The organism is Sulfitobacter sp. KMM 9851 (assembly GCF_057178245.1).
The window spans coordinates 1748628-1774811 of sequence record NZ_CM169991.1 but is presented as its reverse complement, the minus strand read 5'-3'; the positions used below and the strand labels follow the sequence as shown (position 1 = coordinate 1774811).

Annotated in this window: 22 protein-coding genes; 10 read left to right on the top strand and 12 right to left on the bottom strand. The window is 61.4% G+C overall.

Translation table 11 applies throughout. The features are described from left to right. Position 1: 1 nt before the first annotated feature. Positions 2 to 2467 carry a penicillin acylase family protein gene (locus tag AC1965_RS08705; protein WP_483886882.1) on the bottom strand — a complete coding sequence of 822 codons (2466 nt, stop codon included), beginning with the start codon at positions 2465 to 2467 and terminating at the stop codon, positions 2 to 4. Between the two features lie 98 nt (positions 2468 to 2565). Between AC1965_RS08705 and AC1965_RS08700 the strand changes: the two genes are divergently transcribed. Next, positions 2566 to 3450 carry an NAD(P)-dependent oxidoreductase gene (locus AC1965_RS08700; RefSeq protein ID WP_483886881.1) on the top strand — a complete coding sequence of 295 codons (885 nt, stop codon included), beginning with the start codon at positions 2566 to 2568 and terminating at the stop codon, positions 3448 to 3450. 378 nt (positions 3451 to 3828) lie between these two features. On the opposite strand, the gene AC1965_RS08695 is transcribed toward AC1965_RS08700, so the two are convergent. Both AC1965_RS08695 and hemB read right to left on the bottom strand, forming a co-directional pair. Then, complete coding sequence (locus AC1965_RS08695; RefSeq protein ID WP_483886880.1) at positions 3829 to 4395, bottom strand: lipid-binding SYLF domain-containing protein; 567 nt, start codon at positions 4393 to 4395, stop codon at positions 3829 to 3831. A 118-nt stretch (positions 4396 to 4513) separates the two neighbouring features. After that, positions 4514 to 5515: a porphobilinogen synthase gene (gene hemB, locus AC1965_RS08690; protein ID WP_483886879.1), complete on the bottom strand. Its 1002-nt coding sequence runs from the start codon at positions 5513 to 5515 to the stop codon at positions 4514 to 4516. A gap of 120 nt (positions 5516 to 5635) precedes the next feature. On the opposite strand from hemB, the gene AC1965_RS08685 reads away from it, so the two are divergent. Together AC1965_RS08685 and mfd are read left to right on the top strand one after the other, a co-directional pair. Further along, the gene (locus AC1965_RS08685) at positions 5636 to 6163 is read left to right on the top strand and encodes a component of SufBCD complex (protein ID WP_483886878.1); all 528 of its coding nucleotides are present in this window, start codon (positions 5636 to 5638) and stop codon (positions 6161 to 6163) included. A 31-nt stretch (positions 6164 to 6194) separates the two neighbouring features. Then, positions 6195 to 9656: a transcription-repair coupling factor gene (gene mfd / locus AC1965_RS08680; protein WP_483886877.1), complete on the top strand. Its 3462-nt coding sequence runs from the start codon at positions 6195 to 6197 to the stop codon at positions 9654 to 9656. A 3-nt stretch (positions 9657 to 9659) separates the two neighbouring features. Here mfd and AC1965_RS08675 read toward each other — a convergent pair whose 3' ends face one another. From AC1965_RS08675 to AC1965_RS08665, 3 genes are all read right to left on the bottom strand, one after another. After that, a complete protein-coding gene (locus AC1965_RS08675) occupies positions 9660 to 10865 on the bottom strand; it encodes a multidrug effflux MFS transporter (RefSeq protein ID WP_483886876.1) in 1206 nt (401 codons plus the stop codon). A gap of 151 nt (positions 10866 to 11016) precedes the next feature. After that, positions 11017 to 11448 carry an adenylyltransferase/cytidyltransferase family protein gene (locus tag AC1965_RS08670; protein WP_483886875.1) on the bottom strand — a complete coding sequence of 144 codons (432 nt, stop codon included), beginning with the start codon at positions 11446 to 11448 and terminating at the stop codon, positions 11017 to 11019. Between the two features lie 266 nt (positions 11449 to 11714). After that, positions 11715 to 12359, bottom strand: a complete 645-nt coding sequence (locus AC1965_RS08665; protein ID WP_483886874.1) for a DsbA family oxidoreductase — start codon at positions 12357 to 12359, stop codon at positions 11715 to 11717. 114 nt (positions 12360 to 12473) lie between these two features. On the opposite strand from AC1965_RS08665, the gene AC1965_RS08660 reads away from it, so the two are divergent. Further along, entirely contained in the window at positions 12474 to 13097 is a 624-nt protein-coding gene (locus AC1965_RS08660) for a helix-turn-helix domain-containing protein (RefSeq protein WP_483886873.1), read from the top strand. A 20-nt stretch (positions 13098 to 13117) separates the two neighbouring features. Here AC1965_RS08660 and AC1965_RS08655 read toward each other — a convergent pair whose 3' ends face one another. Further along, positions 13118 to 14836, bottom strand: coding sequence for an extracellular solute-binding protein (locus AC1965_RS08655; RefSeq protein WP_483887013.1), 1719 nt, complete (start codon positions 14834 to 14836; stop codon positions 13118 to 13120). A 405-nt stretch (positions 14837 to 15241) separates the two neighbouring features. Between AC1965_RS08655 and AC1965_RS08650 the strand changes: the two genes are divergently transcribed. Further along, positions 15242 to 16027 (top strand): 3-hydroxybutyrate dehydrogenase, encoded by a 786-nt coding sequence (locus AC1965_RS08650; protein ID WP_483886872.1) that lies wholly within the window; start codon positions 15242 to 15244, stop codon positions 16025 to 16027. Beyond that, positions 16027 to 17058: a patatin-like phospholipase family protein gene (locus AC1965_RS08645; protein WP_483886871.1), complete on the top strand. Its 1032-nt coding sequence runs from the start codon at positions 16027 to 16029 to the stop codon at positions 17056 to 17058. Before AC1965_RS08650 ends, AC1965_RS08645 begins: the two co-directional genes overlap by 1 nt. 3 nt (positions 17059 to 17061) lie before the next feature. Here AC1965_RS08645 and AC1965_RS08640 read toward each other — a convergent pair whose 3' ends face one another. The 4 genes from AC1965_RS08640 to AC1965_RS08625 form a co-directional block, all read right to left on the bottom strand. Further along, complete coding sequence (locus AC1965_RS08640; RefSeq protein ID WP_483886870.1) at positions 17062 to 17817, bottom strand: DUF502 domain-containing protein; 756 nt, start codon at positions 17815 to 17817, stop codon at positions 17062 to 17064. An 84-nt stretch (positions 17818 to 17901) separates the two neighbouring features. Further along, complete coding sequence (locus tag AC1965_RS08635; RefSeq protein ID WP_483886869.1) at positions 17902 to 18828, bottom strand: pseudouridine-5'-phosphate glycosidase; 927 nt, start codon at positions 18826 to 18828, stop codon at positions 17902 to 17904. Then, positions 18825 to 19709: a PfkB family carbohydrate kinase gene (locus tag AC1965_RS08630; protein WP_483886868.1), complete on the bottom strand. Its 885-nt coding sequence runs from the start codon at positions 19707 to 19709 to the stop codon at positions 18825 to 18827. The genes AC1965_RS08635 and AC1965_RS08630 overlap by 4 nt, the downstream gene beginning before the upstream one ends. A 43-nt stretch (positions 19710 to 19752) precedes the next feature. Then, positions 19753 to 20553, bottom strand: a complete 801-nt coding sequence (locus AC1965_RS08625; protein ID WP_483886867.1) for a DUF4198 domain-containing protein — start codon at positions 20551 to 20553, stop codon at positions 19753 to 19755. A 25-nt stretch (positions 20554 to 20578) separates the two neighbouring features. Between AC1965_RS08625 and AC1965_RS08620 the strand changes: the two genes are divergently transcribed. Beyond that, positions 20579 to 21712, top strand: coding sequence for a HupE/UreJ family protein (locus AC1965_RS08620; protein ID WP_483886866.1), 1134 nt, complete (start codon positions 20579 to 20581; stop codon positions 21710 to 21712). Between the two features lie 62 nt (positions 21713 to 21774). On the opposite strand, the gene AC1965_RS08615 is transcribed toward AC1965_RS08620, so the two are convergent. Then, positions 21775 to 22395 (bottom strand): thiamine phosphate synthase, encoded by a 621-nt coding sequence (locus tag AC1965_RS08615; RefSeq protein ID WP_483886865.1) that lies wholly within the window; start codon positions 22393 to 22395, stop codon positions 21775 to 21777. A gap of 140 nt (positions 22396 to 22535) precedes the next feature. Between AC1965_RS08615 and AC1965_RS08610 the strand changes: the two genes are divergently transcribed. The 3 genes from AC1965_RS08610 (at position 22536) to AC1965_RS08600 (ending at position 26124) form a co-directional block, all read left to right on the top strand. Further along, complete coding sequence (locus AC1965_RS08610) at positions 22536 to 23306, top strand: RNA methyltransferase (protein WP_483886864.1); 771 nt, start codon at positions 22536 to 22538, stop codon at positions 23304 to 23306. Between the two features lie 185 nt (positions 23307 to 23491). Further along, complete coding sequence (gene ctaA, locus AC1965_RS08605; protein ID WP_483886863.1) at positions 23492 to 24646, top strand: heme A synthase; 1155 nt, start codon at positions 23492 to 23494, stop codon at positions 24644 to 24646. Next, positions 24643 to 26124 carry a carboxypeptidase M32 gene (locus tag AC1965_RS08600; protein WP_483886862.1) on the top strand — a complete coding sequence of 494 codons (1482 nt, stop codon included), beginning with the start codon at positions 24643 to 24645 and terminating at the stop codon, positions 26122 to 26124. The genes ctaA and AC1965_RS08600 overlap by 4 nt, the downstream gene beginning before the upstream one ends. Positions 26125 to 26184 lie beyond the last annotated feature (60 nt).

Here is a 26184-nt window from a genome sequence, read left to right as displayed (position 1 = left end):
GTCATTCCTTGGGCTCCAGCCGGGTCACCCCCACGGCGGCGGCGCGCGCGAGGCCTGCATCCAGCGACATCGGAATATATTCGCCACGCCGCCACAGCTGCGCCATGTCGTCGTAATGCCGCGACAGGAAATGCCCCGATTGCCCGGTCGATGTCACAAAAACCGAAGAATCCGGATCGGCAAAGTCATACACCCCGCGATAACCCGCGCCATGCACGTTAAAGAACGGATCAGGCCCGGCGCCGCGCGTCAGCCCGCGTTGCAGCGTGTGATCGCCACCCGAGGTCGACTGCCGAATGTTCACGAAATACCGCAGCAGCGGCACGTCGCCCAGAATAGGGTGATCATGGGTCGCCTGATGCGCATCCCCCCAGCGCAGCGATTCAAGCTGGCTGCCCCAGGTTTCATTGATCCACAGCAGCGCATCATCAAGCGCCAGCCGGGCCATGTCAGGGCAGGTTTCGACCGGCGCGGACTGGCGCACGTCACACCAAGCTGCCGCACCATCAACATCGCGGAATACCCGTTCGATGAACAAGGGCTCGACGTGATCGAATTCCTCGGCAAAAGGGCCCAGATCATCGCGGATCAGACGGTCCTGCAGGGCCCGTATCCAGGCGGCATAGATCAGCGGTTCGGGCAAATGTTCGTTCATTTCACCCGACCAGCCGGCCAGCAGGGTCAGGGCGCGCTGGCGCTGGCGTTCCGCCGTGCCGTCGGGCGCGGCCGCGCCGGTGAACCACAGTTCAGCCCCGATCAGCGGCAACAGCGACCGCGCGGCGGGGCTGACGGTATCCAACTGCGCCTCGATGAAACTATCGCGGGTGTGAACCTGGCGGTTCTGCATCAGGCGCTGCCAGCGTTGCACACGCTGCGTATCACCCCACAGAAATGATACATGGTTGGGAAATGGCCGATCCAGCGTCTTGTTGTTGGTATTGCCCAGAATGCCGCCCGACGGCTCTAGAAATTCGGGGTTGGCGGTATAGGGCATCATGCCGTCCCAGCGGTTGGCAGAGATCCAGCCGGGGCTGGGCATACGCCCCTGACTTTGGTGTGCCGCATCGCGGCGGGGCAGCGCCCCGATGGTCTTCATCGCGATCTTGTCACGGTCGACCAGCATCAGGTTCTGGGTCGGGGCGACATAGGCTTCTGCGGCGTCAATCGCTTCCTCTACCGATTTGGCCTGCATCACGTCGATGGCCGCCGCCAGCGACGTGTCGCGGTCGCTCAGCAGCGTCCAATTCACCGACGCGACGTGGCCGGGGGGCGTGATACTGGCCAGATTGTAGTGATTGCCCGGCAGCACCGGCCCATTGTCCGTCCAGCGCAGGGTGATGGTGACGGGATCGGCGTCTTTTACGTTGATGATAGACGACCGTTTGGCAAATTTCTTGAACCCGTCAGGGGTGCGGTATTCCTCATTGTTGAGCGGGTTCAACTCTTCGATATAGACATCCTGATCGTCGGCGTAGGCGGAGGTCAGGCCCCAACCCAGGGCGGCGCTGCGTCCGGTCATTACCACAGGCATGCCCGGCACCGTGCCACCGATCACCCCGCCGCTGCGCAGTTCCAGCCGGGCCAGATACCAGATCGCGGGGGCCGTGAAATTCATATGCGGGTCATTGGCCAGCAAGGTTCCACCCGAGGCGGACCGCGACGGCGCCGCGGCCCATGCGTTTGAGGCACCAGCAAAGGCCAGATGCGAAAACGGCGACAGCGGGTGCGGATCAAGCGGTATCGTCGCGGCGTGGCGCGCCACACCGGGGGCAAGTGCGGCGTAATCGGGCAGGGCGGCCACCCCGGTGCCGGGGGTATCGGGCAGGATATCGGCCAGCCGCGCCTGATCTTCCAGCGCCAGCGAGGTGCGCGCGCGGATCACTTCGGCCTCAAGATGGCCCGAGGTCTGCAGGCCGATCAGCTTGGCGATGGCCAGCGAATCCGCGGGCCGCCAGGGCGCCATCGGCGCGTTGAAAAGCCACATCTCCGGCGCACCGCGCCCCAGCGCTTCGGCGTTGATTTGATCCAGTCGCGCGTTGACCCCGGCGGAATATGCCTCAAGCGCGCTGCGGGCCTCGGCGTCCAGCGCATCAATCGACCGCAGCGCCAGTGTGTGCAGATCGAACCGGCGCATCAACTTGTCCGTGGCAAGCGTCGAGATGCCAAACACCTCGGACAGCCGCCCCTGCGCCGTGCGGCGTAGCAACGTCATCTGCCACATCCTGTCCTGGGCATGGGCAAAACCAAGGCCAAAAAACACGTCAGCGTCGCTTTGCCCAAAGATATGCGGCACATTGGCGTTGTCGCGCACGATCTCGACTGGGGCGGTGATGCCGTAGACGGACACGTCGTCGTTGTAGTCGGGCAAGGACCGCGCGGCGAACCAGTAGACCAGCCCGACCACCACCACGCTGACCGTGATCAGCAGCACGGACAGCCGGATAAGCCAGCGAAAGATCAGGGCCATGTGTGGTTCCTTGCCGGGGCGCGTAAGATTGACCGGAGCGCGCAGGATGATAGGTGTATCCACAGGCAATAGCGCAACTGATTGGTGAGGAAAAGCAGATGGGAATAGTTGGGTCAAAACTCGCGTTTTTGGGTCTTGGTGTCATGGGTGGACCGATGGCGGGCCATCTGCAAAAAGCTGGTCATTCCGTCACCGTGTACAACCGGACCACCCGCAAGGCACAAGACTGGGCCGATGCCCATGGCGGCGCAATGGCCAAGACCCCGCGCGAGGCGGCAGCGGGCGCGGATTTCGTGATGTCCTGTGTCGGCAACGATGACGATCTGCGTACGGTCTGTCTGGGCGATGACGGGGCTTTTGCCGGGATGGCCAAGGGTGCCATCTTTGTCGATCACACGACGGTTTCTGCCGCCGTGACCCGCGAGCTTTATGCCGCAGCAGAGGCGGCGGGAATAAGCTTTATCGACGCGCCGATCTCGGGCGGGCAGGCGGGTGCCGAAAACGGTGCTCTGTCGATCATGTGTGGCGGCGATCAGGCGGCATTTGACCGGGCGCTGCCGATCATGCAGGCCTATGCCAAGATCTGCCGCCGGATCGGTGACAGTGGTGCCGGCCAGATGACCAAAATGTGCAACCAGATCGCCATTGCAGGTGTGGTTCAGGGCCTCAGCGAGGCGCTGCATTTCGCCGAAAAGGCGGGGCTGGATGGCCGTGCCGTGGTCGAGGTCATCAGCCAAGGCGCCGCAGGAAGCTGGCAGATGGCGAACCGCTATGAAACCATGCTGGACGACAAATTTGACCACGGGTTCGCCGTGGACTGGATGCGCAAGGATCTGGGGATTTGTCTGGACACCGCCGACGAGACAGGCGCGAGCCTGCCGCTGACCGCGCTGGTGGATCAGTTTTACAAGGATGTGCAGAAACTGGGCGGCGCGCGCTGGGACACATCGAGCCTGATCAAACGCCTGCGCGCCATGGGGTGAGGCAGACGCAATCCGGTATCGCTGCGCCGGGGATACGCCGGTGCAGTGTGCCTGATGTTGGGTTGATGTGGATCGTTTTGGGCCTGATAAAAAGGGCGGCGCCGCCAGATCGGATATAAGAGACAGGATTTTATCCCTGCATGTCTGAACCGGTCAGAAATGGCGCGATCGTCTGCGCCTCTGGTCCGTATGTAGGCTTGTTGCAACGGGGATAAGAGTGCCTTTGGGCGGTTAAGATCGGATGAGGGCACCGCACGGTGACGGCCATTGTCAGCCAGTGTCAGCCCAAAGGGGTCTGGTGGTGGCCCGGCGCCTGTGGCATAATTCCGGGCCTTACCGTTTTAAATCAATAACTTAATTCGCGATCTTAATCCCAACTCAAGGGATGATGCGCGTGTATTTGGTGCCTTCAAGTGTGGCACCGATCCGCAGGCCGGCGCGGCCAAAGACTGCGGCCAATACCGGCGCCAGTACGGTGGTGGTATCGGCGTTCACACTGTCGCCCTTGTCCGAGATGACGTATTCCAGATCGGCCCCTGCCGCCCAACCCGGCGACCGGCGGAATTCGCTCAGCGCGGTTTCGGTCATGAAAAACAGCACATGCGCATATTGCTGCGCGCCGATCTGCAACCCGCCCGAGGCTTTGGTCACCGAATAATAGTCCACCGTCACGTTGTTCACCCGCAGCGCGCCGCGCCCGTAGGCACCGCCAAAGCCGAGGCCCGCTTCGGTCACCAGCGGCATGATCAGCATGCCGTTGGACTTGTCCGACAACTGCCGGGTGTTGGGAAAGCTGCGGTACATTTCTTGCAATGTGGCATCAACGCGGGCGTCGATCGTCGCACCGCCGCGCCCGCCAACACCGTTGCCACATGCTGCGGTGACGCCGACACCGGCTAGGGCGCCCAAGGTGAAAATACGCCGGGTATAGGTCTGATTGCTCATGGATTTTGCCTGTAATTGTTGCCTGATGCCGGTTTGCCCGACTTGACGCAGACATTAGGCATAATTCGGCCCTTTGTCATGCCTTTTGGCCCCGAGTGGGCAGATTACCGCCTTTTGTTCAGGAGTTGCGCAAAATCCGCGCCACATCTGGCGCGAAATACGTCAGGATTCCATCACAGCCCGCGCGTTTGAACGCCATCAGGCTTTCCATCATCACCTTGTCGCCATCGACCCAGCCGTTCTGTGCAGCGGCCTTGATCATGCTGTATTCACCGGACACCTGATAGGCGAAGGTCGGCGCGCCAAAGGCATCTTTGACCCGGCGACAGATATCGAGATAGGGCAGGCCGGGTTTCACCATGACCATATCCGCGCCCTCGGACAGATCCCGGGCCACCAGACGCAGGGCCTCGTCGCTGTTGGCTGGGTCCATCTGATAGGTATTCTTGTCGCCTGTCAGCGCCGCCGACGCACCAACCGCATCGCGGAACGGTCCATAAAACGCGCTGGCGTATTTTGCGGCATAGCTCAGGATCATCACGTCTGAATGACCGGCACTTTCCAGCGCGTGCCGGATCGCGCCAATGCGCCCGTCCATCATGTCAGACGGGCCGATGATATCCGCCCCGGCCTCGGCCTGGGCCAGCGCCATTTTGACCAGCGCCGCAACGGTGCGGTCGTTCACAATAATCCCGTCTTCGACAAAGCCATCGTGCCCGTTGATATTATAGGTATCGAGCGCCACATCGGTCATTACGACCATGTCCGGCAGCGCATCCTTGATGGCGCGGATCGCACGGTTGGCGGGGTTCTGCGGGTCCCAGGCACCGGCGCAATCGGCGGTGCGGTCCTGGGGCCCAGTATAGGGAAAGATGCACATCGCGCCGATGCCCAGATCAGCGGCCTCGCGCGCGGCATCGACCAAGGTGTCGACCGACCGCCGCATCACACCGGGCATCGACGGCACCGGTTCTGTCACAGCTTCGCCCGAGCGCACAAAAACCGGCCAGATCAGATCGCAGAGGTTAAGGGCGTTTTCGCGCACCAAGCCCCGCACCGCTGGATTGGCACGGGTCCGCCGCAGGCGGGTCGCGGGAAAGGGGGCATGGACGGGCTGCATCAAAAATACCTCAATTTAACCTCCCATCGGCTTGCCACGGATTTTTGCGCGCCTCAACCCTATGAATTGCCCCGGGGTCCGGTTAAGAGGTTCGAACCCTGACTGGCAGACGAGTGACCCTTGGACTGGTATCAAACGCTATTGGAAATGATCGACCTGCGGTCTTTCTCGAACCTGTGGTTCTGGATCATGCTGGCTGTCGTGTGGTCCACTGCCAGCCACTGGGTCTTGGGAGTGCCGTTTGACATGGTGCTGCGCGCGCGCCGCCATGGCGGCGACGCCCAGACCGATCTGGAAGACATTGTGCGGATCAACGTGAACCGCCTTCTGTACATTGCCCAGACCTCTGGGTTGTGGCTTTTGGGGCTGGCCTGTTTCCTGCTGACCACGCTGGGCCTGCTCGGCTTTGTCTATGACGTCGAATTTGCCCAAGCCGTGCTGATGCTGGGGTTCCCCATGTCTTTGGTGGGTTTGCTGAGCTTGTCGACCGCGCGGCTGATCCAGTTGGAACAGGCCAGCGGAGAGCGCCTGCAACGCCGCCTGATGCGACACCGGCTTTATACTCAGATTATCGGGATGGTTGCGATTTTCATCACCGCGCTCTGGGGAATGTACCAAAACCTGAGCGTCGGACCCTTGGCAGGTTGACAGCACGCCGCCCAACCCCAATTGAGACCCGATGACCCAACCGCAAAATATCACCCTGTCGGGCGTGCCCGAAGGTTTTGACGCCCGCGCGATCCTTGACGAGGTCGCCAAGCGCGGCGCGCCTGTGCTGCATGTCGCGCGCGATGACAAACGTATGGCGGCGCTACAGTCGGCCTTGCAGTTCTTTGCCCCCGACATGCCAGTGATCACCTTTCCCGGTTGGGATTGCCTGCCCTACGACCGGGTGTCACCCAACGCCGATATTTCCGCCCGGCGCATGGCGACGCTGGCCGCGCTGACCCATGGGATGCCGCAGACCTATGTGCTGCTGACCACGCTCAACGCCGCCAGCCAGCGCATCCCGGCGCGTGCGACGCTGCGCGATGCCGCCTTTGCCGCCCATGTCGGCAGCCGCATCGACGATACCGCGCTGCGGCATTTCCTGGTCCGGATGGGTTTTGTGCAAAGCCCGACGGTGTTGGAGCCGGGTGACTATGCCGTGCGCGGCGGGATCATCGACATCTACCCGCCCGGCGATCTGGGGCCAGTGCGGCTGGATCTGTTTGGCGACACGCTGGACGGCGCACGCCGGTTTGACCCCGCGACCCAGCGGACCACGGAAAAGCTGGACCTTGTCGAGTTGGCACCAGTCAGCGAGATCATTCTGGACGAGGCGGCGATCACCCGGTTCCGCCAGAATTATCGCATCGAATTTGGCGCGGCTGGCACCGATGATCCGCTTTACGAAGCGATCAGTGCGGGGCGCAAACATCAGGGAGCGGAGCACTGGCTGCCGTTCTTTCACGATACGTTGGAAACGCTGTTCGATTACCTGCCGCAGGCCACCGTCACGCTGGATGATCAACTGACACCGATGCGTCTGGCGCGGTGGGACAGCATCGCCGACCAATACGAAACCCGACGTCTGGCCATGGCAAAGCGGTCAAAGATGGACAGCGTCTATAAACCGGCCCCACCTGAGGGTCTGTACCTTACCGATGCTGCATGGACGGCGGCCATCGCGGATCACCGCGTGATCCAGTTCAACCCGCTGCCACAGCCCACCGGGCCGGGTGTGCTGGACGCTGGCGTGCGCATCGGACGCAACTTTGCGCCCGAACGACAGCAGGAAAGTATCAGCCTTTTCGGTGCTTTGGCGGCACATATTAAAGCGAAGATGGACAAAGGTCCGGTGCTGGTCGCGAGCTATTCTGAGGGCGCGCGGGAACGGTTGACCGGGCTGATCGAGGACGAGGGGCTGGCCGAAGCAATCCCGGTGCCCAATGCCACCCGCATCGGCAAACGCGGGCTGCATCTGGCGGTCTGGGCGCTGGAACATGGGTTTGAAACCCCCGACCTTACGGTCATTTCGGAACAGGACGTGCTGGGCGACCGCCTGATCCGCGCGCCAAAACGCAAACGCCGGGCCGAAAATTTCCTCAGCGAAGTGCAGAGCCTGTCACCCGGTGATCTGGTGGTGCATGTGGACCACGGCATTGGCCGCTATCTGGGGATGGAGGTCGTGACCGCAGCCGGCGCGGCGCATGAATGTCTCGTTCTGGAATATGCCGAAAGCTCAAAGCTTTATCTGCCGGTCGAGAATATTGAGCTGCTGTCGCGCTATGGCCATGAGGAAGGGCTGCTTGACAAGTTGGGCGGCGGCGCGTGGCAGTCGAAAAAGGCCAAGCTCAAGGAACGCATCCGCGAGATGGCGGATAAACTCATCCGCATCGCGGCGGAACGCGCCCTGCGCAAGGCACCGGTGCTGGAACCGCCGCCGGGCATGTGGGACGCCTTTAGCGCGCGCTTCCCCTATACCGAAACCGATGATCAGCTCAGCGCGATCGGCGATGTCGTGGACGATCTGACCAGCGGCAACCCGATGGACCGGCTGGTCTGCGGCGATGTGGGTTTTGGCAAGACCGAAGTGGCGATGCGCGCCGCCTTTGTCGCCGCCATGTCCGGCGTGCAAGTCGCGGTGATCGCCCCCACGACCCTGTTGGCCCGGCAACATTTCAAAAGCTTTGCCGAACGCTTTCGCGGCTTTCCGATCGAAGTGCGCCAGCTAAGCCGGTTTGTATCGGCCAAGGATGCCGCCGCCACCCGTGACGGCATGGCACGCGGCACGGTGGACATCGTGATCGGCACCCATGCGCTGCTGGCCAAGGGCATAAGGTTCAATAACCTTGGGCTTTTGGTGATCGACGAGGAACAGCATTTTGGTGTCGGTCACAAGGAACGCCTAAAAGCGCTGCGCACTGACATTCACGTGCTAACCCTGACCGCCACGCCGATCCCGCGCACGTTGCAATTGTCGCTGACGGGGGTGCGCGATCTGTCGATCATCGGCACGCCGCCTGTCGACCGGCTGGCGATCCGCACCTATGTCAGCGAATTCGACGCCGTGACCCTGCGCGAGGCCCTATTGCGCGAACATTACCGGGGTGGGCAATCTTTCTATGTCGTGCCGCGCATCAGCGATCTGCCCGAGATCGAAAGCTTCCTGAAAGAACAATTGCCCGAGCTAAGCTATGTCATTGCCCACGGCCAGATGGCGGCGGGCGAGTTGGATGACCGGATGAATGCCTTTTACGACGGCAAGTTCGATATCCTGCTGGCAACGACGATTGTTGAATCGGGGCTGGATATCCCAACCGCCAACACGATGATCGTGCACCGCGCCGATATGTTTGGTCTGGCGCAGCTTTATCAAATTCGCGGGCGGGTCGGGCGCTCAAAGACCCGCGCCTATGCTTATCTGACCACCAAACCGCGTGCGAAACTGACTGATACGGCGCAGAAACGACTGCGGGTGTTGGGCAGTCTGGACACGCTTGGCGCGGGCTTTACGCTGGCGTCACAGGATCTGGACATACGCGGCGCTGGCAACCTGCTGGGCGAGGAACAATCCGGCCAGATGCGCGATGTGGGCTTTGAGCTGTATCAATCCATGCTGGAGGAGGCGATTGCCAAGATCCGTGCGGGCGAGATGGAAGGCCTGTCAGAGGCCGATGATCAATGGGCGCCGCAGATCAACCTCGGGGTGCCGGTCCTGATCCCCGAGGCCTATGTGCCGGATCTGGATGTACGTCTGGGCCTATATCGCCGTCTCAGCGGGCTGAGCACCAAGGTCGAGCTGGAGGGCTTTGCCGCTGAGTTGATCGACCGCTTTGGCAAGCTGCCGCGCGAGGTGAACACCCTCATGCTGGTGGTGCGGATCAAGGCGATGTGCAAACGCGCTGGCATTGCCAAGTTGGACGGCGGACCAAAGGGGGCGACAATCCAGTTTCACAAGGACAAGTTCGCCTCGCCCGAGGGGCTGGTGCAGTTTATCCAGGATCAGCGCGGCATGGCCAAGGTCAAAGACAACAAGATCGTTGTGCGCCGGGATTGGGCAACAGAGACCGACAAGATCAAGGGCGCGTTTTCCATTGCCCGTGATCTGGCCGAACAGGTCATCGCCAAAGAGAAAAAGGCCAAAGCGGCGCGGTAGGGGTTACTCTGCCGCAGCACCCGCCCGTGTTTCGACCCAGCCCATGTACATCATCAGGGCAAAAGCCACCGCCGCCATCACCAGAATTGCCAGCGCCAGCGGAGCGACAGTGCCGTCAAACATCAGCCCCACAGGCGACGCAATCAATGCCGCCAGCACCGTCGATACCGACCCGATCACCGATGCGGCCATGCCCGCGATATGGCCCATCGGCTCCATCGCGATGGCGTTGAGATTGCCAAGCGTCAGGCCGACCTGAAAGAACAGGCAGGTCTGGAACACCACAAAGGCGGCAAAGCCGTAAGGGTCGGGCAGGGCACCCAGATCGAACCCGAACATCATGGCCGACAGGATGATCTGGCCAAACAGCGTAATGCTGATCAGCCGCCGCATCCCGTAGCGCACCACCAGCAGCGCGTTGATCAGACTGGCACTGGCCGACACCACCGCAATGCCCCCGAACCAAAAGGGGAAACTGTCGCCGCGCCCGTAAACCGTGTCATAGATCGGCTGCACCAGCATCAGCATGGTGAACAGCATCGCCATTGCCAGCGACTGTACAAGGATCGACAGGCGTACCGATGGGTGGGCAAACATCTCGCGCACCGCGCCGACCATAAGGCGCAGGCGGAGGGGGCGGCGGTCTTGGGGAGGCAGGGTTTCGGGCAGTCGGAACGCCATCCACAGCATAACCACAGCCGAAAACAGGATAAACGCCAAAAAGATTGCACGCCAACCCGCCAGCACAATGATCCCGGCGCCAAGAGCGGGCGCAATGGCCGGCACCAATGCAAAGACCATCATCACGATCGAAACGATCCGCGCCATCTCACGGCCTGAATACAGGTCACGGACAATCGCCACGGCAACGACACGCGGCCCCGATGCGCCCAGCCCCTGTACCACCCGCGCCAGCAACATGACTTCAAGCGAGCGGCTGAGCCAAGCGACAAAGGCGGCAACAATATAAAGCGCCGCCCCCGCAAAGACCACATTGCGGCGGCCAAAGGCATCGGACAGCGGGCCGCTGACAAAGGTGCCAACGCCCATACCAAAGACAAAGGCGGTCAGGATCAGCGGTGCGCGATGGGCCAGTTCTGGCGACAATTCGGCGGCAATTTCTGGCAGGGCGGGCAGCATCGCGTCGATGGAAAAAGCGATGGTGGCAAACATCATCGCCACCAGCGCTACAAATTCAACACGGCCCATTCTAAAATCACTTTGAGGCATCGCCAAAGGGATCACTCCACACAATACGCTGAACACAATACGTTGACGCGGCACATATGGCACCGTCCGCAACGGGGTCAGAGATAACCCACGGTTGCGATTTCGGCAATCGTTAACATATTCAGAGTAATCAGCCGGTGGCGCGTTGCGGGTCCCGAGGCGCGGGGCTGCGCAGCAGGTCCGGGCGTCCATGCGACCCGCGCGGCAGATAAACGACCTGCGCCAAGTCCTGAAGATCGTCGAAACGTCCGGCCCAATTGTCGCCGATGGCAAACACCGACACATTGTAATTCACGATGTCAGTGCGCTTTTGCGCCCAGTTTTCTTCTGCGATCACCCGGTCCACGTAACGACAGCGTTGCAGCAGGGCGCGGCGCTGATCAAAGGGCACAACCGTCTGTTTGCCATTTTGCGCGTTAAAGGCATCGGTCGCGCAGCCAACAATCAGTTCAGTGCCCATGGCCGACAGTTTTCGCAGCAGGTCCACGTGACCGGGGAGAAGCAGATCGAAACTGCCATAGGTCAGCACTACACGGGGGCGGGCGGGCGTCGACAACTTCATTGGGTCAATACCCCACGAGGGGCGGAGCCTACTATCGGCCAAGCCAATCAGTTGGCGTTCAAATATAGGACATTCATTCGCCGCATTCGGCGCCGCTGTTTTCTCTGCCATGTAACCCGCTCAATATGTATCGGGGGCTTGCTGCCCCTCATTGCCCAACAAACTATGACAGCGCCGGGGGCAACGCAAAGGATTTATTGGCGGGCGGGGTGTATTTGGGTGCGGCGCGCGGGCGGTTATGCCCAGCGGTGCGAACACCCCAGGCGTCACCCTGCTTGGCTGCGCAGGTCCGCGATCACCTTCGCCCAAAGCTCGGGCGGCTGTGCGCCGGGGACGGCATGGGAATTGGCGACGATGAAGGTCGGCACCGAGGAAATGCCCATCTTGCGGCTATGATCGTCACGCGCGCGGATGTCGGCGGTATCCACGTCTGACTTGAGCAGCCGTGTCACCACGGCGGCGTCCATTTCGATATCATCCGCAATGTCTGCCAGAACCTCGGCATCGCCAATGTCGCGCGCGTCGACAAAATACGCCTTGAAAAGCGCGGATACCGCAGCGGTCTGGCGCCCTTCGATGCCGGCCCAATGGATCAGGCGGTGCGCATCCAGCGTGTTTGGCGTGCGCTGCATCGCTTCGAAATTGATCGTCAGTCCGGCCTTTTTTGCGTGTTCCACCACCGGAGCATAGGCGCGCACCGCGCCTTCCTTGCCGCCAAACTTGCCCTCAAGATAGGCGCGCCGATCCATGCCTTCGCGGGGCATGTCGGGGTTTAGCTGAAAAGGGTGCCATTCAATGACAAAGGGGTGGTCGGGATGATCGGCCAGCGCACGGTCAAGATGCGCCTTGCCGATATAGCACCAGGGGCAAATGGGATCAGACATGATGTCTAGCTTGATTGGATCGCTCATGTCCGGGCCTCACTTTGTGTTGCAATGGTCGCGGCCCGGCATACCCGGCCCTTGGCGGCACGTCCAGTGCCAGCGCCGTTGCAAGGGACAAGGCGCGCCGCTATAGCACTCTGCATGACCCAAGGCGCACCCAAATCCATGATCCAGATCGCCCGCGAAAGCGGCAGCACCGAGACGGCACCGCCTGTCGACCTTGGCGCACGGGTGCGCCAACTGCGCAAGGCACGCAACTGGACGCTGGAACAGGCCGCCGCACAGGCCGGGCTGGCCCGCTCGACACTGAGCAAGATCGAAAACGGGCTGATGTCGCCCACCTATGACGCGCTCAAGAAGTTGGCGATCGGGCTTGAGATTTCAGTGCCGCAGTTGTTCACACCGCCTGCCGGCGAAAAGATCACCGGGCGCATGGCCATCACCAAATCGGGCGAGGGCGCAAGCAAGGCGACCAGCACCTATGAACATGAACTGCTGGCCGACAGCTTGAGCCGGAAACAGATGCTGCCCTACCGCGCCCGCATCCGCGCCCGCCGAATGGAGGAATTCGACGGCTGGGTGCGCCATGACGGCGAAGAATTCCTGTTTGTGGTGACGGGCATGGTGCGGCTGTACACCGAATTTTACGAACCCGTCGATATGCGCCGAGGCGACAGCGCCTATTACGACGCCACGATGGGCCACAATGTCGTATCGCTTAGCGACGAAGACGCCACCATCCTATGGGTGACGTCACTGACGTAACGCCGGGTTCTGACCTGAAATCAGGATTTAGGCTCCCACCACCAGACCTCGGGCATGAAATTCGGACCATCTCCGTACAGGGGCAGGGTTTCAGGGTATTTCATCCGCGCATCATGGGCGATCAGCCCCTCGTCGAACTGCCAGAACGGCACCACATAGCGTCCGGCGGTCAGCAGACGGTCCAGCGCGCGGGTGGCAGCGACAAATTCAGCGTTGTCGCGGGCGTTCAACATTCTGTCGATCATCGCGTCCACGGCGGGTGACTTTACCCCCATCAGATTGCGCGTGCCCGGCTCATCCGCCGCTTCAGAGCCCCAGTAGAACCTCTGTTCGGTGCCGGGGCTGAGCGACAGCGAACGGCGAAAGTACGTCATGTCGAAATCATATTCATTGTTGCGCGCCACAAATTGCGCGTCATCGACCACTTCGATCTGGGCCATGATGCCCAGCCGTGCCAACGCCTGACCATATAATTCGGCAATCGCGGTGTTTTCGCTGCTGCCCTTGGCCAGTAGGATCGTAAAGGACAAGGGCGTGCCATCGGCGCGGTGCATTTGCCCGCCTTCGGCACTATATCCCGCCGCCTCAAGCTGCTGGATCGCGGCGCGGATGCCGGCCCGGTTGCGCACGGAGCCATCTGCGACGGGCAGGGCATAGCCGTCGATGGTGCCGGGGGGCAGCGTATCGGCATATTCGCTGAGCAGATCCAGCACCCGTCCCATGGCGGGGCCGGGGCGCATCGCGAGGTCCGAGTTGGAGAAATAGGAGGTGATCCGCGGCAATGCACCGCCCGTCAGCGTTTCGTTGATATATTCAAAGTTAAACGCCGAGATCATCGCATCCCGCACCCGCCAATCATCAAAGGGCGCGCGCCGGGTGTTCATGACAAACCCGGTCATGCCCGACGGTTTGCTGTGTGGAAAGCTGGATTTGACCACATCACCGCGGGTGATCGCGGGGAAATCATACTGGGTGGCCCAGGTTTCGGCGTTGAATTCGCGAACGGCCGAAATCTGCCCGGCCTTGAACGCCTCAAACAGAACATTGGCATCGCCGTAGAAATCAATCTTGATCTGGTCGTAGTTGTTGGTGCCGCGCCGGAACGGCAACGCGGCGCCCCAGTAGTCTGGGTTGCGGGTCAGGATAACCTGTCGGCCCGCCTGATAATCGCTGATCACATAGGGGCCAGTGCCCAGTGGAATGTCGGCCAACGGCGCATTGGCGAAATCGCGGCCTTCCCATTGTGCCCGGCTTAGCACCGGGCGCAGACCGGCCAAAAGCGCCAGTTCGCGGTTGTCGCTGTTAAAGGTCAGCCGCAGACTGCGGTCGCCCGTCTGCTCGATCGTTTCGATCTGTTCGCGCAGCCCATGATAGCGCGGATGCCCCTCGCTGCCCAAAAGCTCGAAGGAAAAGATCACGTCATCGACGGTGACCGGGCTGCCGTCAGAGAATCGGGCCCCCTCGCGCAGGGTGAATTCGACCCATGAACGGTCGTCTGGCACCTCAATCGATTCGGCCAATAACCCGTATAACGCGAAAGGTTCGTCCCAAGACCGCCCCATTAACGTCTCGTGTGTAAAGAACGGTAACTGCCACGGAGAGGTGCCTTTGCGCACAAACGGGTTCAGGCTGTCATAGCCCCCGGTGTTGCCCAGAACGATGTCTCCGCCCTTGGGGGCGTTAGCGTTCACATAGGGTAGGGACACAAAATCGGGGGGTAAAGCGGGGTCCCCATACATAGATATCCCGTGCTGCGGGTCAGCCAGTGCCAGCCCGGACCACAGAATCAGTGAAGAAAGCGCCGCAACGCCCCGTGCTTTCTGGAAAAAATCCGACGTCATTTTTGAAACAATCCCGCTCTGCCCTTATTTTATTAAGGCAATGCTTACCTGCGGTTTCCCGCCTTATCAAACTTTTAGCTTGGAATATCGCGGCAGATTGCATATAACAGGGTCACTGCTCGATAGGTTTCTTGCCTGTATGAAACCTGCCTCAATAACTTAACGCCCGCTTCGTGCGGGCGTTTTTTTTTGGCCGGGTGTTGGCCGCGTGACAGTGCGATAACCGATCAGCACGAATACCCCGTTTCCTTTGCGCGCGCGGCGCTACATGATGCAGCCGCAGCATGAATAAGGAGACCCGCAATGGCTTTTACAATCGACCTCTCCGGCAAGACCGCCGTCATCACCGGATCGAACTCCGGCATCGGGCTTGGCATCGCATGGGAACTGGCGCGGGCGGGGGCGGACATCGTGCTCAACTCCTTTACCGATGACGACGCAGACCATGCGCTGGCCCGACAGATCGCCGATGAATGCGCTGTAAACGCCCGCTACATCAAGGCCGATATGTCCAAGGGTGACGACTGTCGGCGTCTGGTTGCCGACGCGGGCCGCTGTGACATCCTCGTGAACAACGCGGGCATCCAGCATGTCGCGGCAATCCCCGACTTCCCGGTCGAGAAATGGGATGCCATCATCGCGATCAACCTCAGCTCGGCATTTCACACCACCGCCGTTGCCCTGCCGATGATGCGCGCCTCTGGCTGGGGCCGGGTGATTAACATCGCTTCGGCGCACGGGCTGACGGCCTCGCCTTATAAATCGGCATACATCGCGGCGAAACATGGCATCGTGGGCCTGAGCAAGACAACGGCGCTCGAGACCGCAAAGGAACCGATCACCTGCAATGCCATCTGTCCGGGCTATGTGCTGACCCCCATCGTGGAAAAGCAAATCCCCGACACGATGAAAGAATACAACATGACCCGCGAAGAGGTGATCGAGAACGTCATGCTGACACGCCAGCCCAGCCGCGAGTTTGCGACGGTCGAACAGATGGGCGGCACCGCGACCTTCCTGTGTTCTGACGCGGCCGCACAGATCACCGGCACCACCATCAGCGTCGATGGCGGCTGGACGGCCTTGTAATGGCGGTCAAAAAAATCAACCTCGCGCTTCAGGGTGGTGGCGCGCACGGCGCCTTCACCTGGGGGGTGCTGGATCATCTCCTGCAATCCGACGCGATCGAGATTTGCGGCATATCCGGCACCTCGGCGGGTGCGCTGAATGGGGCAGCGCTGAAGGCGGGGATGATCACCGGCGGGCGGGAAGGGGCCCGCGAAAACCTCGATTGGCTCTGGGGGCAGGTGGCAGGGGTCTCTGATCTGGCGATGACGCATTGGATGGCACCCTTTGGGCTGGCCAAGCTGAGCCAGGCCATGGAATATTCGCTGCCATTTGCGATGTCCGACGCAATGACGCGGATGATTTCACCCTATTCCTACGGCCCAATGTACCGTAACCCGCTGGCGGATATCGTTGCCCGGTTTGACTATGACCGCGTGGCCGACAACCACCCGCCGCTGTTTTTTGTCTGCGCCACCCGTGTGCGCAACGGCAAAATCCGGGTGTTTCAGGGCGACGAAATTGGCCCCGACGCGCTGCTGGCCTCGGCCTGTCTGCCCACGATGTTCCAAGCGGTCGAGATCGACGACGCCACGACGGGCCGCCGCGAGGCGTTCTGGGATGGCGGCTATACCGGCAATCCGGCGCTGTTCCCGCTGTTTGACGCCGATCTGCCGCCTGACATCGTGGTCGTGAACATCAATCCGCTGGAACGCGAGGGCATTCCCACAACGCCACAGCAGATCCAGAACCGGATCAACGAGATCAGCTTTAACTCAAGTCTGCTGCGCGAAATGCGGGCGATTGAGTTTGTGCAGCGCCTGTTGAGTGACGGCAGCCTGCGCCCCGGCACCATGAAGCGGATCAATATGCATATGATTGCCGATGACGACCTGATGGCAAAGCTGTCGGTGGCGACCAAGACAATGCCGAACCCGGCTGTGATTGCCGCACTCAAGGCCGCAGGCGAGGCGGCGGCAGAGCAGTTCCTGACCGATCATTTCGACGATCTGAACCAACGCAGCACCGTCGACCTGCCGGGCATGTTCGGCTGATCCCTAACTTTGTGGGTCGGACAGTTTCAACGCCTCGGGCGTGTCTTGTCCGGGCATGTTGGGGCCGGGCATGTTGGGATATACCAGCCCCGCCGAGATCACCAGTTTGGCGGCATCCTCAACGCTCATGTCCAGCTCGATCACATCGCGTTTTGGCACAAACAACAGAAAACCCGATGTCGGGTTCGGTGTCGTGGGCAAGAACACCGACATCATCTCGCCACTCGGGTCAGTGCGCGACAGTATTTCGCCTTTGGCATCGGTCGAGATAAAGCCAAGTGCCCAGATACCGCGACGCGGGTATTCGATCAGGCAGGCTGTCTCGAAACTGCGCTCTGACTGGGCAAAGATGGTTTCCGATATCTGTTTGATTCCGGAATAGATCGTGCGCACCACCGGCGTGCGGGCCAACAGGCTTTCGGCGAAACGGATGGTCGAGCGGCCGATGATCCCCTTGGCCATCCAACCGACGATGATCGTGAAAATCAGAAATATGACAACGCCAAGCCCGCGCACATTGATCTGCATCGACGGGTCAAGCCCCAGAAAATCCTGCAACATCCGGTCCGGGTGATACGCCTTGGGCACCAGCGGCAGCACAAAACCGTCGATCCAGCCCACGACGCTCCAGATCAGCCAGATCGTCAGGCCAACGGGGGCAATCACCACCAACCCGGTCAGAAACGATGCCCGCAGACGCGCCACAAGGCTGCGCCGGGCCTGTGGCGGGGCCGGATCGGGATCAAAAGGCGTATTCATCAGGGCATAGTCCGAAAATGAGATCGAAACATAGCTAGGGCGTTTGCCCCGCCCCGACAATGGTTTGACCGTAATTTTCGCCGTTTAGATCTTGGTGTCGACCAATGACCGGGCAATCGCAGCACCCAGACGGGCATTGTTACGCACCAGCGCGATATTTGCGATCAGCGAACGCCCCTCGGTCAGCTCAAAAATGCGCTGCAACAGGTAGGGGGTCACGCCTTTGCCGCTGATACCGTGCTGCACAGCGTCGGCCTGTGCCTTGGCAATCACCGGGGCCAGAGCGCTGGCGGCGATTTCATCCTCTTTGGGGATTGGGTTGGCCACAAGCTGCCCGCCGGGCAGGCCCATCGCGGCACGGGTGCGGTGGGCGCGCGCGATCAGCGCCGCATCGTCCAGACGCAGGGGCGATTTCAACGGTGAAGTGCTGCTCCAGAAGGCCGGGAAACTATCTTGGCCGTAAGCAATCACGGGAACGCCTTGGGTTTCCAGCACTTCAAGTGTTTTGGCCACGTCGAGTATTGCCTTGGCGCCAGCGGCGACCACGGTCACCGGGGTCTGCGCCAGTTCCAACAGATCGGCAGAGATATCGAACGTATCCTCCGCGCCCTTGTGGACACCACCAATACCGCCGGTGGCAAAAACCGAGATACCCGCCAGATGCGCCGCAATCATGGTTGCGGCCACCGTGGTGGCACCGGTACCGCCCGTGGCAATGCAGACCGCCATATCCGCGCGCGACAGTTTCGCCACGCCCTTGGCCTGCGCCAGGGTGCTGAGCTGATCATCATCCAGCCCGATGTGCAGCGCCCCGTCGATCACCGCGATGGTGGCGGGCACAGCGCCGGCCTGGCGGATGTCATCCTCGACCTGCCGCGCCACGTCCAGATTCTGCGGATAGGGCATGCCATGGGTAATGATCGTGCTTTCAAGCGCCACAATCGGCGCGCCTTCCTTGCGGGCCTTCGCCACTTCGGCGCTGAAGGTCAGGGGCAGGGTGGGCGTGGTCATATCTTGGTCTCTCCAGAAACGTAAAGGGCTGCGGCTTGCAGCGCTTGTGCCAGCGCCGCCTCGGGGGCAGCACCGCGAATTTCAGCCGCCACATGGGCCGCCATGAATGTATCCCCTGCGCCCGTAACCCGCGCCACATGTACTTTTGGCGGGTCTTGGATGGTCAGCCCGTCGGCACTGCCGACGGTTGCCGGGTTGCCGCCATCGGTCACAACCGCGCGCCTGGCACCGCGCGCCAGCAGACCCTCGGCCGCCGCCGCTGATGTATCGAACCCGGTCTGACACAGCAGGCCCGCTTCCTCCAGATTGACGTATAGGGTGCCGCGACCGGCCTGTAAAAATGGGTTCAACCGCAACGCCTTGCCCGGTGATGCGGGTGCCACCCGCAGATCGGCCTGCGCCAACAGGGGGCTTTGCGCCATCTGCGCCAACAGGTCCACAGTCAGGTTGCCATCCAGCGCCACGGCACCGCGATAGGGCGCAGGCAAACTGCCATCGGACAAGGGGCGCAGAATTTTGTCGCCCGCGGCCTCAAGCGAATGCGCGTCGGCAATCGCCGCAATCAGCCCATTGGCCCCCTCGACCGCCATGTAGCGATCAGTCGGCAGATCGTCGGAACGGTAAATGTGATCGGTGATCAGGCCGCGCCGCGCGCAGGCAGCGATCAGTTCGTCCCCTTCGGCATCACGCCCCACGGCTGACAACAGCGCAGGCGTCAGACCAAAGCGCGCCAGCGCCATGCCGATGTTCAGCGCCACGCCACCCGGCAGCCGCGTGATCCGCCCCGGCATGTCAGAGCCTTGCCGCATCGCGTTTTCAGAACGCCCAATCACGTCCCATAGGACAGAACCAATACACAGAATGTCAGCGGTGTTTTTCATCCCCTGCGTCTAGCCGCCCAACTGGGGTCGGCGCAAGCCCGCGTTACTGCGGCACGGCAAATGTCAGGGCTGCCCACAGGGTGCGCCAGATCGGTTTATTGGCATCCACCGCATCCCCACGCCCCACATCAGGAACGGGGCGTAACACCACAGCATCAAACAGATATTCATGCCCCGACGTCACCGGGATTGCACCAATCCCTGCCGCGTCAGTGCGGTGCATCGTCACAGTCACGCTATCGTCGGGCGCGCGGTCAAAGACCTCGATCTGCGCGTCTGGGCGGGGGGCGCCCTGGTACAGCAACTGCACCCGCATCATATCATCGAATTCCGCGTCATAGGGATTGGTCAGGGCGACAAATTCGGTTTCCATGCCGGTCGCCGCATCCGCCCCACGCCCGTCACCCACGGCGATCAACGCTTTGACATGGCGGGTATAGCTTTCCTTAAAGCGATCCTGCGGCCAACCCCAAGCGATGTGATCCTCACCTGCGGTGGGGAAATCCTTATGCTTGGCAAACGCCAGGAACTTTTCCCACTCCTTGTAGGTCACCGTCGACGTCGCGGCTTCGGTCACCACCACCATCAGCGCATCGTGATCAGGCGCCGTCACCTGAAAGGCTGGCGTATCGCCCGCACGTGCAGGCACCGGGGTGGTCACACCGTCCACGATCATATCAAACCGCGTGCTGCGGTTGGGCAGGTAAGAAAAGCTTGACCCGACAAAATCCTGACCGTTGCGAAAATCGGCAAGCGCGGTTTCGTCGGTTTCCACTTGATACTTCTGCGCGGAAATCCAGTATTCATGTCCAAGCGCCGGACCAAGTGGCAGTGCGAGTAACAATAATTGTAAAAGACGGGACGGGACCATGGCGCATTCTCTCTATAAGCTACTGCTCAAGCTGATGCTTGCTGCAGGTTTGTCAAGCATACTGACCACCGCCACGGTGGCGCATGAAGTACAGCCAACCATCGCCGACCTCACAGTGGCCGATGGCAAGGCGGCGCTGATCCTGCGCGTGAACCTCGAGGCGCTGCTGGCCGGAATCGACCTCGACGCGGTGGACGACACCGACAATGCCGAAAACGCCGATGACTACGACAGCCTGCGCGCCTTGCCCGCTGACCGCATCTCCGCGCGCGCGCCCGACTTGCTGCCCGGCTGGAACGCCTTGCCGATGCTGCACGCCGATGGCGATGCGGTGCCGTTGACCAGCGCCACAATCGACGTACCGCAGGGCATTGACCCGGAACTGCCGCGCGCGTCGCTCTGGACGCTCACCGCCGACGTTCCCGCAACGGCGTCTCGCGTTACCCTTAGCTGGCCCAAGGGTGCCGGCGCGCTGGTGCTGCGCCAGCAAGGTGTCGACGACCCCTATACGGGGTATCTCTCTGGTGGCGAAACCAGTCCTGAAATCACACTGGGCGGCGGCGACGCGCAGTCCCCGCTGCAGGCTTTCATCAGCTATATCCCCGTTGGGTTCGACCATATCCTGCCCAAGGGGCTGGATCATATCCTCTTTGTGCTGGGGCTGTTTTTCCTGTCGACCCACTTACGTCCGCTGATCTGGCAGGTCTCGGCCTTCACGCTGGCACATACAGTCACACTGGCCTTGGGCGCGATGGGCTGGGTCAGCGTACCCGGCGCGATTGTGGAGCCGTTGATCGCCGCCTCCATCACCTATGTCGCGGTGGAAAATATCTTTACCTCCGGTCTCAGCCGCTGGCGCCCGCTGGTGATCTTTGGCTTTGGCCTGCTGCACGGTCTGGGCTTTGCTTCGGTGCTGGCCGATTTTGGCCTGCCCGAAGACCAGTTCATTCCTGCATTGATCGGCTTTAACATTGGCGTCGAGTTTGGTCAGCTGACCGTCATCGCCATCGCCTTTGTGCTGGTCGGCTGGGCCATACGCCGCACATGGTACCGCAGCTACATCGCGGTCCCCGCCTCCTGCATCATTGCGGCGGTTGGTGCCTATTGGTTCGTCGAACGCGTCTTTCTTTAACTTTTTCGAGTCTTAAATACCCTCAGGGGGTCTGGGGGACAGCGTCCCCCAGCCTCGATTACTTAAACCATGGCCGCGATCAAAACACCCAAACCCGCCACCGGATCTTCACTGTCCCATATCTCGGACCCGATGCCGAAGAAGTCGGTGCAGGGGGCCAGCTTGCGGATCATCTCCACATCCAACGCCCCTTCGGCCACCACAGGCACTTCGATCACCTCTGACCACCACTGAAACAGGTCATGTTCCGCAAAGCTGCCATCGCCAAGCGCGCTCGCCTGCACCGGGCCAAAGCTGACGTAATCCGCCCCGGCCTCGCCGGCGGCCATCCCGTCATGGCGCGACCCGGCGCAATAGCTGCCAATGATTGCGTCTTCGCCAAGTTCCTTGCGGGCATGGCGCACCGTCCGCGCGCCGTCGCTCAGATGCACCCCGTCCAGCCCCAGCCGGTCGACCAGCAACAGATGATCCGACATCACCAGCGCCACATCGCGCGCATGGGTCACCTCGCGCAGGGCATCGCCGGCACGGGCCAGCCGGTCTTCATCGCGCGTCGACAGCGCCATACGCACGCAGGCGACGGGATGCGCATCCAGCACGGCGGCCAATTGCGCGGGAAACTGGCTCAGCTCCAACTCGGGCGGGGTAATCAGGTAAATCTGCGGCTGTTCTGGCGCACTCATGGGTCTATCCTTGCTCGGTATCATCGCTGTGACTAGCGCAAGGTGCGACAAAAGAAAACGGATATGCGCAATGCCCGCAGCCTTTCTTAATGCCTATAGCCATTCTTGCGGTGCAGACGGGCAGGGCGTAAGAGGCTGCCATGACAAACCCTATCGCCCCCGCCCAACCGATCGCCCCCGCCCAAATTCCCGCCATCGTGCTGGTCCGCCCCCAGATGGGCGAAAACATCGGTGCCGCCGCGCGCGCCATGTGGAACTTTGGCCTTGATCACATGCGTGTGGTTGCCCCGCGTGACGGCTGGCCGAACCCATCAGCCGTGGCCATGGCATCGGGTGCAGGCCGTCTGCTGGACGCGGCGCGGCTGTGTTCCGATCTGCCCGACGCCCTGGCGGACGTCGATTTCACCTTTGCCACCACGGCACGCGGGCGCGATCTGACCAAACCGGTCTATTCACCCGAAGCGGCAATGCGGCTCGCGGTCGAAAAAATCGCGGCGGGTCAGCGGGTTGCCGTGCTCTTTGGCCCTGAACGTGCGGGGCTGGAGAATGACGACATCGCGCGTGCCAATGCCATCGTCTCGGTCCCGGTCAACCCTGCGTTTGCCTCGCTCAATCTGGCGCAATGTGTGCTGCTGATGGGCTATGAATGGATGCGCGCACAGGGTGATGTGGTGGGTGAGGTCACCGAAATGGCGGGTACCGACTGGGCCCAGGGGGCCGAGGTTGAACATCTGGGCAAACACTTTGAGGAACGGCTGGAGGAGGCGGGGTTCTTTTATCCCGATCACAAGGCCGCTTCGATGAAGATCAACCTGCGCAATATGTGGTCGCGGATGCCGCTGACCCGCGCCGATGTCCAGATGCTGCACGGCATGATGCGCCAGATGGTGCGGTGGAAAGAACGCGGCTGAGCGTCGGCGCCCCCAGCAGCAGGCACCGGGGATTTTGCCCCCCAGCCTCCCGGCCAGGATTTCACTGGGCAAGGTAAAGTGCGGGGGCGCGGCACGGCGCAGGACGTGCGGCATACGAACAAGTGTCCTAGACCTTTTGCGTCCCATGCCATACCACTCTGACCAAACGGAAAAAGAGGCGCGTCATGGCGGAAAAACGCAAACTTTTCGAAGAGGTCGGGAGCGACCAACCCAACCGGACACCGCTGCAAACCGGCGGCATTGACCGTGGCCGGGGCGGGGCGCGCGGGGCGATACGCATCTGGCTGATGTTGCTCTTTGTGCTGGTGTTTGTGATGATCGCCGTGGGCGGGCTTACGCGTCTTACCGACAGCGGGCTGAGTATCACAGAATGGCGCCCCGTGACCGGGTCCATCCCGCCCTTGAACGATGCCGACTGGCAGTCGGAATTCGACAAATACAAGCAAATCGACCAGTTCCAGCTACAGCACTCGTGGATGCAACTGTCTGATTTCAAAAGTATATACTGGTGGGAATGGGGCCACCGCCAGCTGGGTCGCGTCATCGGTCTGGTCTGGGCAGTTGGGTTTCTCTATTTCCTCGTCCGGCGCCAAATCCCCACGGGCTGGACCCCACGGTTGCTGTTCATCGGCGCGCTTGGCGGCGCGCAGGGGGCAATTGGCTGGTGGATGGTCGCCTCGGGCGTGACCGCCGGCGAAGGGGTTACCGCCGTGGCCTCATACCGGCTTGCCACGCATCTGGGGCTGGCCTTTGTCATCTTGGGGTTCATCACCTGGTACGCGCTGCTGCTGGGTCGTACGGAACGTGATCTGATACAGGCCCGCCGCGCCAAAGAGGCCAAGCAATTTGGCCTTGCCACCGGGTTGCTGCATTTCGCCTTTTTGCAGATCCTTCTGGGGGCATTGGTCGCAGGCATCGACGCCGGGCGCTATTTTGTCGATTGGCCGTTGATGCAGGGGCAGTTCTTTCCGCCAGATGCCTTTGACATCACGCCCATCTGGCGCAACTTCTTTGAAAACCCCGGTCTGGTGCAGTTCATGCACCGCATGGCGGGGTATCTGCTGGCGATCTTTGGTGTCGTGGTTTGGCTGCGCGGTCGCCGGTCAGCGCATCCGCATACGCGCACGGCATTCAACGCCGTGATGGCCGCACTTGCGGTGCAGATCGGTTTGGGCATCACCACCGTTCTATATGCCGCGCCGGTACATTTTGCCTTGGCGCATCAGGCACTTGCCGTGATCCTGTGGGTGTTGATCCTGCGCGCACGCTACCTGTCTGCCTATCCTGTTCCCACATCCCTGCGAGGTTCTGCACAATGACGGCCTATAATGACCTAATGGCGTTTCAACGCGACACCGAAGCCCTATCGCAGGTCGCAGGCCGCCTTGGCTGGGATCAGGAAACAATGATGCCCCGTGGCGCCGCCCCCCAACGCGCCGAGGAAATGGCCGCCATGGAAGGGGTGCTGCATGCGCGCCGGCTTGATAGCCGTATCGCCGGCTGGCTGGATCAGATCGACGTCGATACCCTGGACGACGTAGGCCGCGCGAACCTGCGCCATATCCAGCGCGATTTTGACCGCGCGAGCAAAGTGCCCGCCGCACTGGCTGCGCGCATCGCCCGCGTCACGTCGGCCGCGCAGGGCATTTGGGCCGAAGCCCGCGCGGCGGATGATTTTGCCGCCTTTGCCCCCACGCTGGAAGAGGTGATCGCCCTCAAACGCGAAGAGGGTGCCGCGTTGGCGGCAGGCAGCGGCATCAGCGTCTATGACGCCATGCTTGCAGATTATGAACCCGGCACAACCGGGGCCGAGCTGGAGGCGATGTTTGGCGCGCTGCGCCCCGAACTCAGCGATCTGCGCGCCGCAGTACGCGACGCCGAGGCCCCCCCGGTGCTGGAAGGCATCTTTGACGAAGGTGCCCAGATGAAGCTGACGCGCCAGTTGGCCAAGACATTCGGCTACGACATGTCGATGGGCCGCGTCGACAAGGCGGTACATCCGTTTTCGTCCGGCTCGGGACTTGATGTGCGCATCACCACCCGCACCAATGCGCTTGACCCGTTCAACTGCTTTTACTCCACCGTTCATGAGGTCGGCCACGCCGCCTATGAACAAGGTATCGACGCCGCCTATCTGCTGACCCCGCTGGGCAGCGGCGTGTCGATGGGTGTGCACGAAAGCCAAAGCCGCATCTACGAGAACCAGCTTGGCCGCAGCCGCGCCTTTACCGGCTGGCTTTACGGCCAGATGAAAGACGCCTTTGGTGACTTCGGCGTGGCGGATGCCGACACATTTTACCGCATCGTGAACCGCGTGTCCGACGGGTTTATCCGCACCGAAGCGGATGAATTGCAATACAATCTCCATGTGCTGCTGCGCTTTGATCTGGAACGTGCGCTGATGGCCGGGGACCTTCAGGTTGGCGATCTTGAGGCCGCCTGGAATGACCGTTTCAAAGCTGATTTCGGATATGCCGTAGACCGCCCCTCCAACGGCGTCTTGCAGGATGTGCATTGGTCGGTCGGCCTGTTCGGCTATTTCCCGACCTACAGCCTTGGCAATGTCTATGCCGGCTGTCTGCACGAGGCCCTGCGCAAGGCGCATCCCAGCCTCGACGATGATCTGGCCCAGGGCGACACCTCTGCGGCGACTGGATGGCTGCGCAGCAACGTGCAGACCCACGGTGGCCTTTTCGAACCACGCGAGGTGATTAAACGTGCCAGCGGAGCCGAACCGAGCGAAAGACCGCTCCTTGACTATCTACAGACCAAATTTTCCGATCTCTACCACTTGTGATTGTCGCGCCAAGGCGTCATTATCTGAAACCGGGCGGAACCAAACGCCGCTCAAAACAGT

What these genes read in the sequence shown, in the direction of transcription:
- AC1965_RS08705 (WP_483886882.1), bottom strand. Translation starts at nt 2,467, where the DNA reads ATGGCCCTGATCTTTCGCTGGCTTATCCGGCTGTCCGTGCTGCTGATC.
- AC1965_RS08700 (WP_483886881.1), top strand. Translation starts at nt 2,566, where the DNA reads ATGGGAATAGTTGGGTCAAAACTCGCGTTTTTGGGTCTTGGTGTCATG.
- AC1965_RS08695 (WP_483886880.1), bottom strand. Translation starts at nt 4,395, where the DNA reads ATGAGCAATCAGACCTATACCCGGCGTATTTTCACCTTGGGCGCCCTA.
- hemB (WP_483886879.1), bottom strand. Translation starts at nt 5,515, where the DNA reads ATGCAGCCCGTCCATGCCCCCTTTCCCGCGACCCGCCTGCGGCGGACC.
- mfd (WP_483886877.1), top strand. Translation starts at nt 6,195, where the DNA reads ATGACCCAACCGCAAAATATCACCCTGTCGGGCGTGCCCGAAGGTTTT.
- AC1965_RS08675 (WP_483886876.1), bottom strand. Translation starts at nt 10,865, where the DNA reads ATGGGCCGTGTTGAATTTGTAGCGCTGGTGGCGATGATGTTTGCCACC.
- AC1965_RS08670 (WP_483886875.1), bottom strand. Translation starts at nt 11,448, where the DNA reads ATGAAGTTGTCGACGCCCGCCCGCCCCCGTGTAGTGCTGACCTATGGC.
- AC1965_RS08665 (WP_483886874.1), bottom strand. Translation starts at nt 12,359, where the DNA reads ATGAGCGATCCAATCAAGCTAGACATCATGTCTGATCCCATTTGCCCC.
- AC1965_RS08660 (WP_483886873.1), top strand. Translation starts at nt 12,474, where the DNA reads ATGACCCAAGGCGCACCCAAATCCATGATCCAGATCGCCCGCGAAAGC.
- AC1965_RS08655 (WP_483887013.1), bottom strand. Translation starts at nt 14,836, where the DNA reads ATGTATGGGGACCCCGCTTTACCCCCCGATTTTGTGTCCCTACCCTAT.
- AC1965_RS08650 (WP_483886872.1), top strand. Translation starts at nt 15,242, where the DNA reads ATGGCTTTTACAATCGACCTCTCCGGCAAGACCGCCGTCATCACCGGA.
- AC1965_RS08645 (WP_483886871.1), top strand. Translation starts at nt 16,027, where the DNA reads ATGGCGGTCAAAAAAATCAACCTCGCGCTTCAGGGTGGTGGCGCGCAC.
- AC1965_RS08640 (WP_483886870.1), bottom strand. Translation starts at nt 17,817, where the DNA reads ATGAATACGCCTTTTGATCCCGATCCGGCCCCGCCACAGGCCCGGCGC.
- AC1965_RS08635 (WP_483886869.1), bottom strand. Translation starts at nt 18,828, where the DNA reads ATGACCACGCCCACCCTGCCCCTGACCTTCAGCGCCGAAGTGGCGAAG.
- AC1965_RS08630 (WP_483886868.1), bottom strand. Translation starts at nt 19,709, where the DNA reads ATGAAAAACACCGCTGACATTCTGTGTATTGGTTCTGTCCTATGGGAC.
- AC1965_RS08620 (WP_483886866.1), top strand. Translation starts at nt 20,579, where the DNA reads ATGGCGCATTCTCTCTATAAGCTACTGCTCAAGCTGATGCTTGCTGCA.
- AC1965_RS08615 (WP_483886865.1), bottom strand. Translation starts at nt 22,395, where the DNA reads ATGAGTGCGCCAGAACAGCCGCAGATTTACCTGATTACCCCGCCCGAG.
- AC1965_RS08610 (WP_483886864.1), top strand. Translation starts at nt 22,536, where the DNA reads ATGACAAACCCTATCGCCCCCGCCCAACCGATCGCCCCCGCCCAAATT.
- ctaA (WP_483886863.1), top strand. Translation starts at nt 23,492, where the DNA reads ATGGCGGAAAAACGCAAACTTTTCGAAGAGGTCGGGAGCGACCAACCC.
- AC1965_RS08600 (WP_483886862.1), top strand. Translation starts at nt 24,643, where the DNA reads ATGACGGCCTATAATGACCTAATGGCGTTTCAACGCGACACCGAAGCC.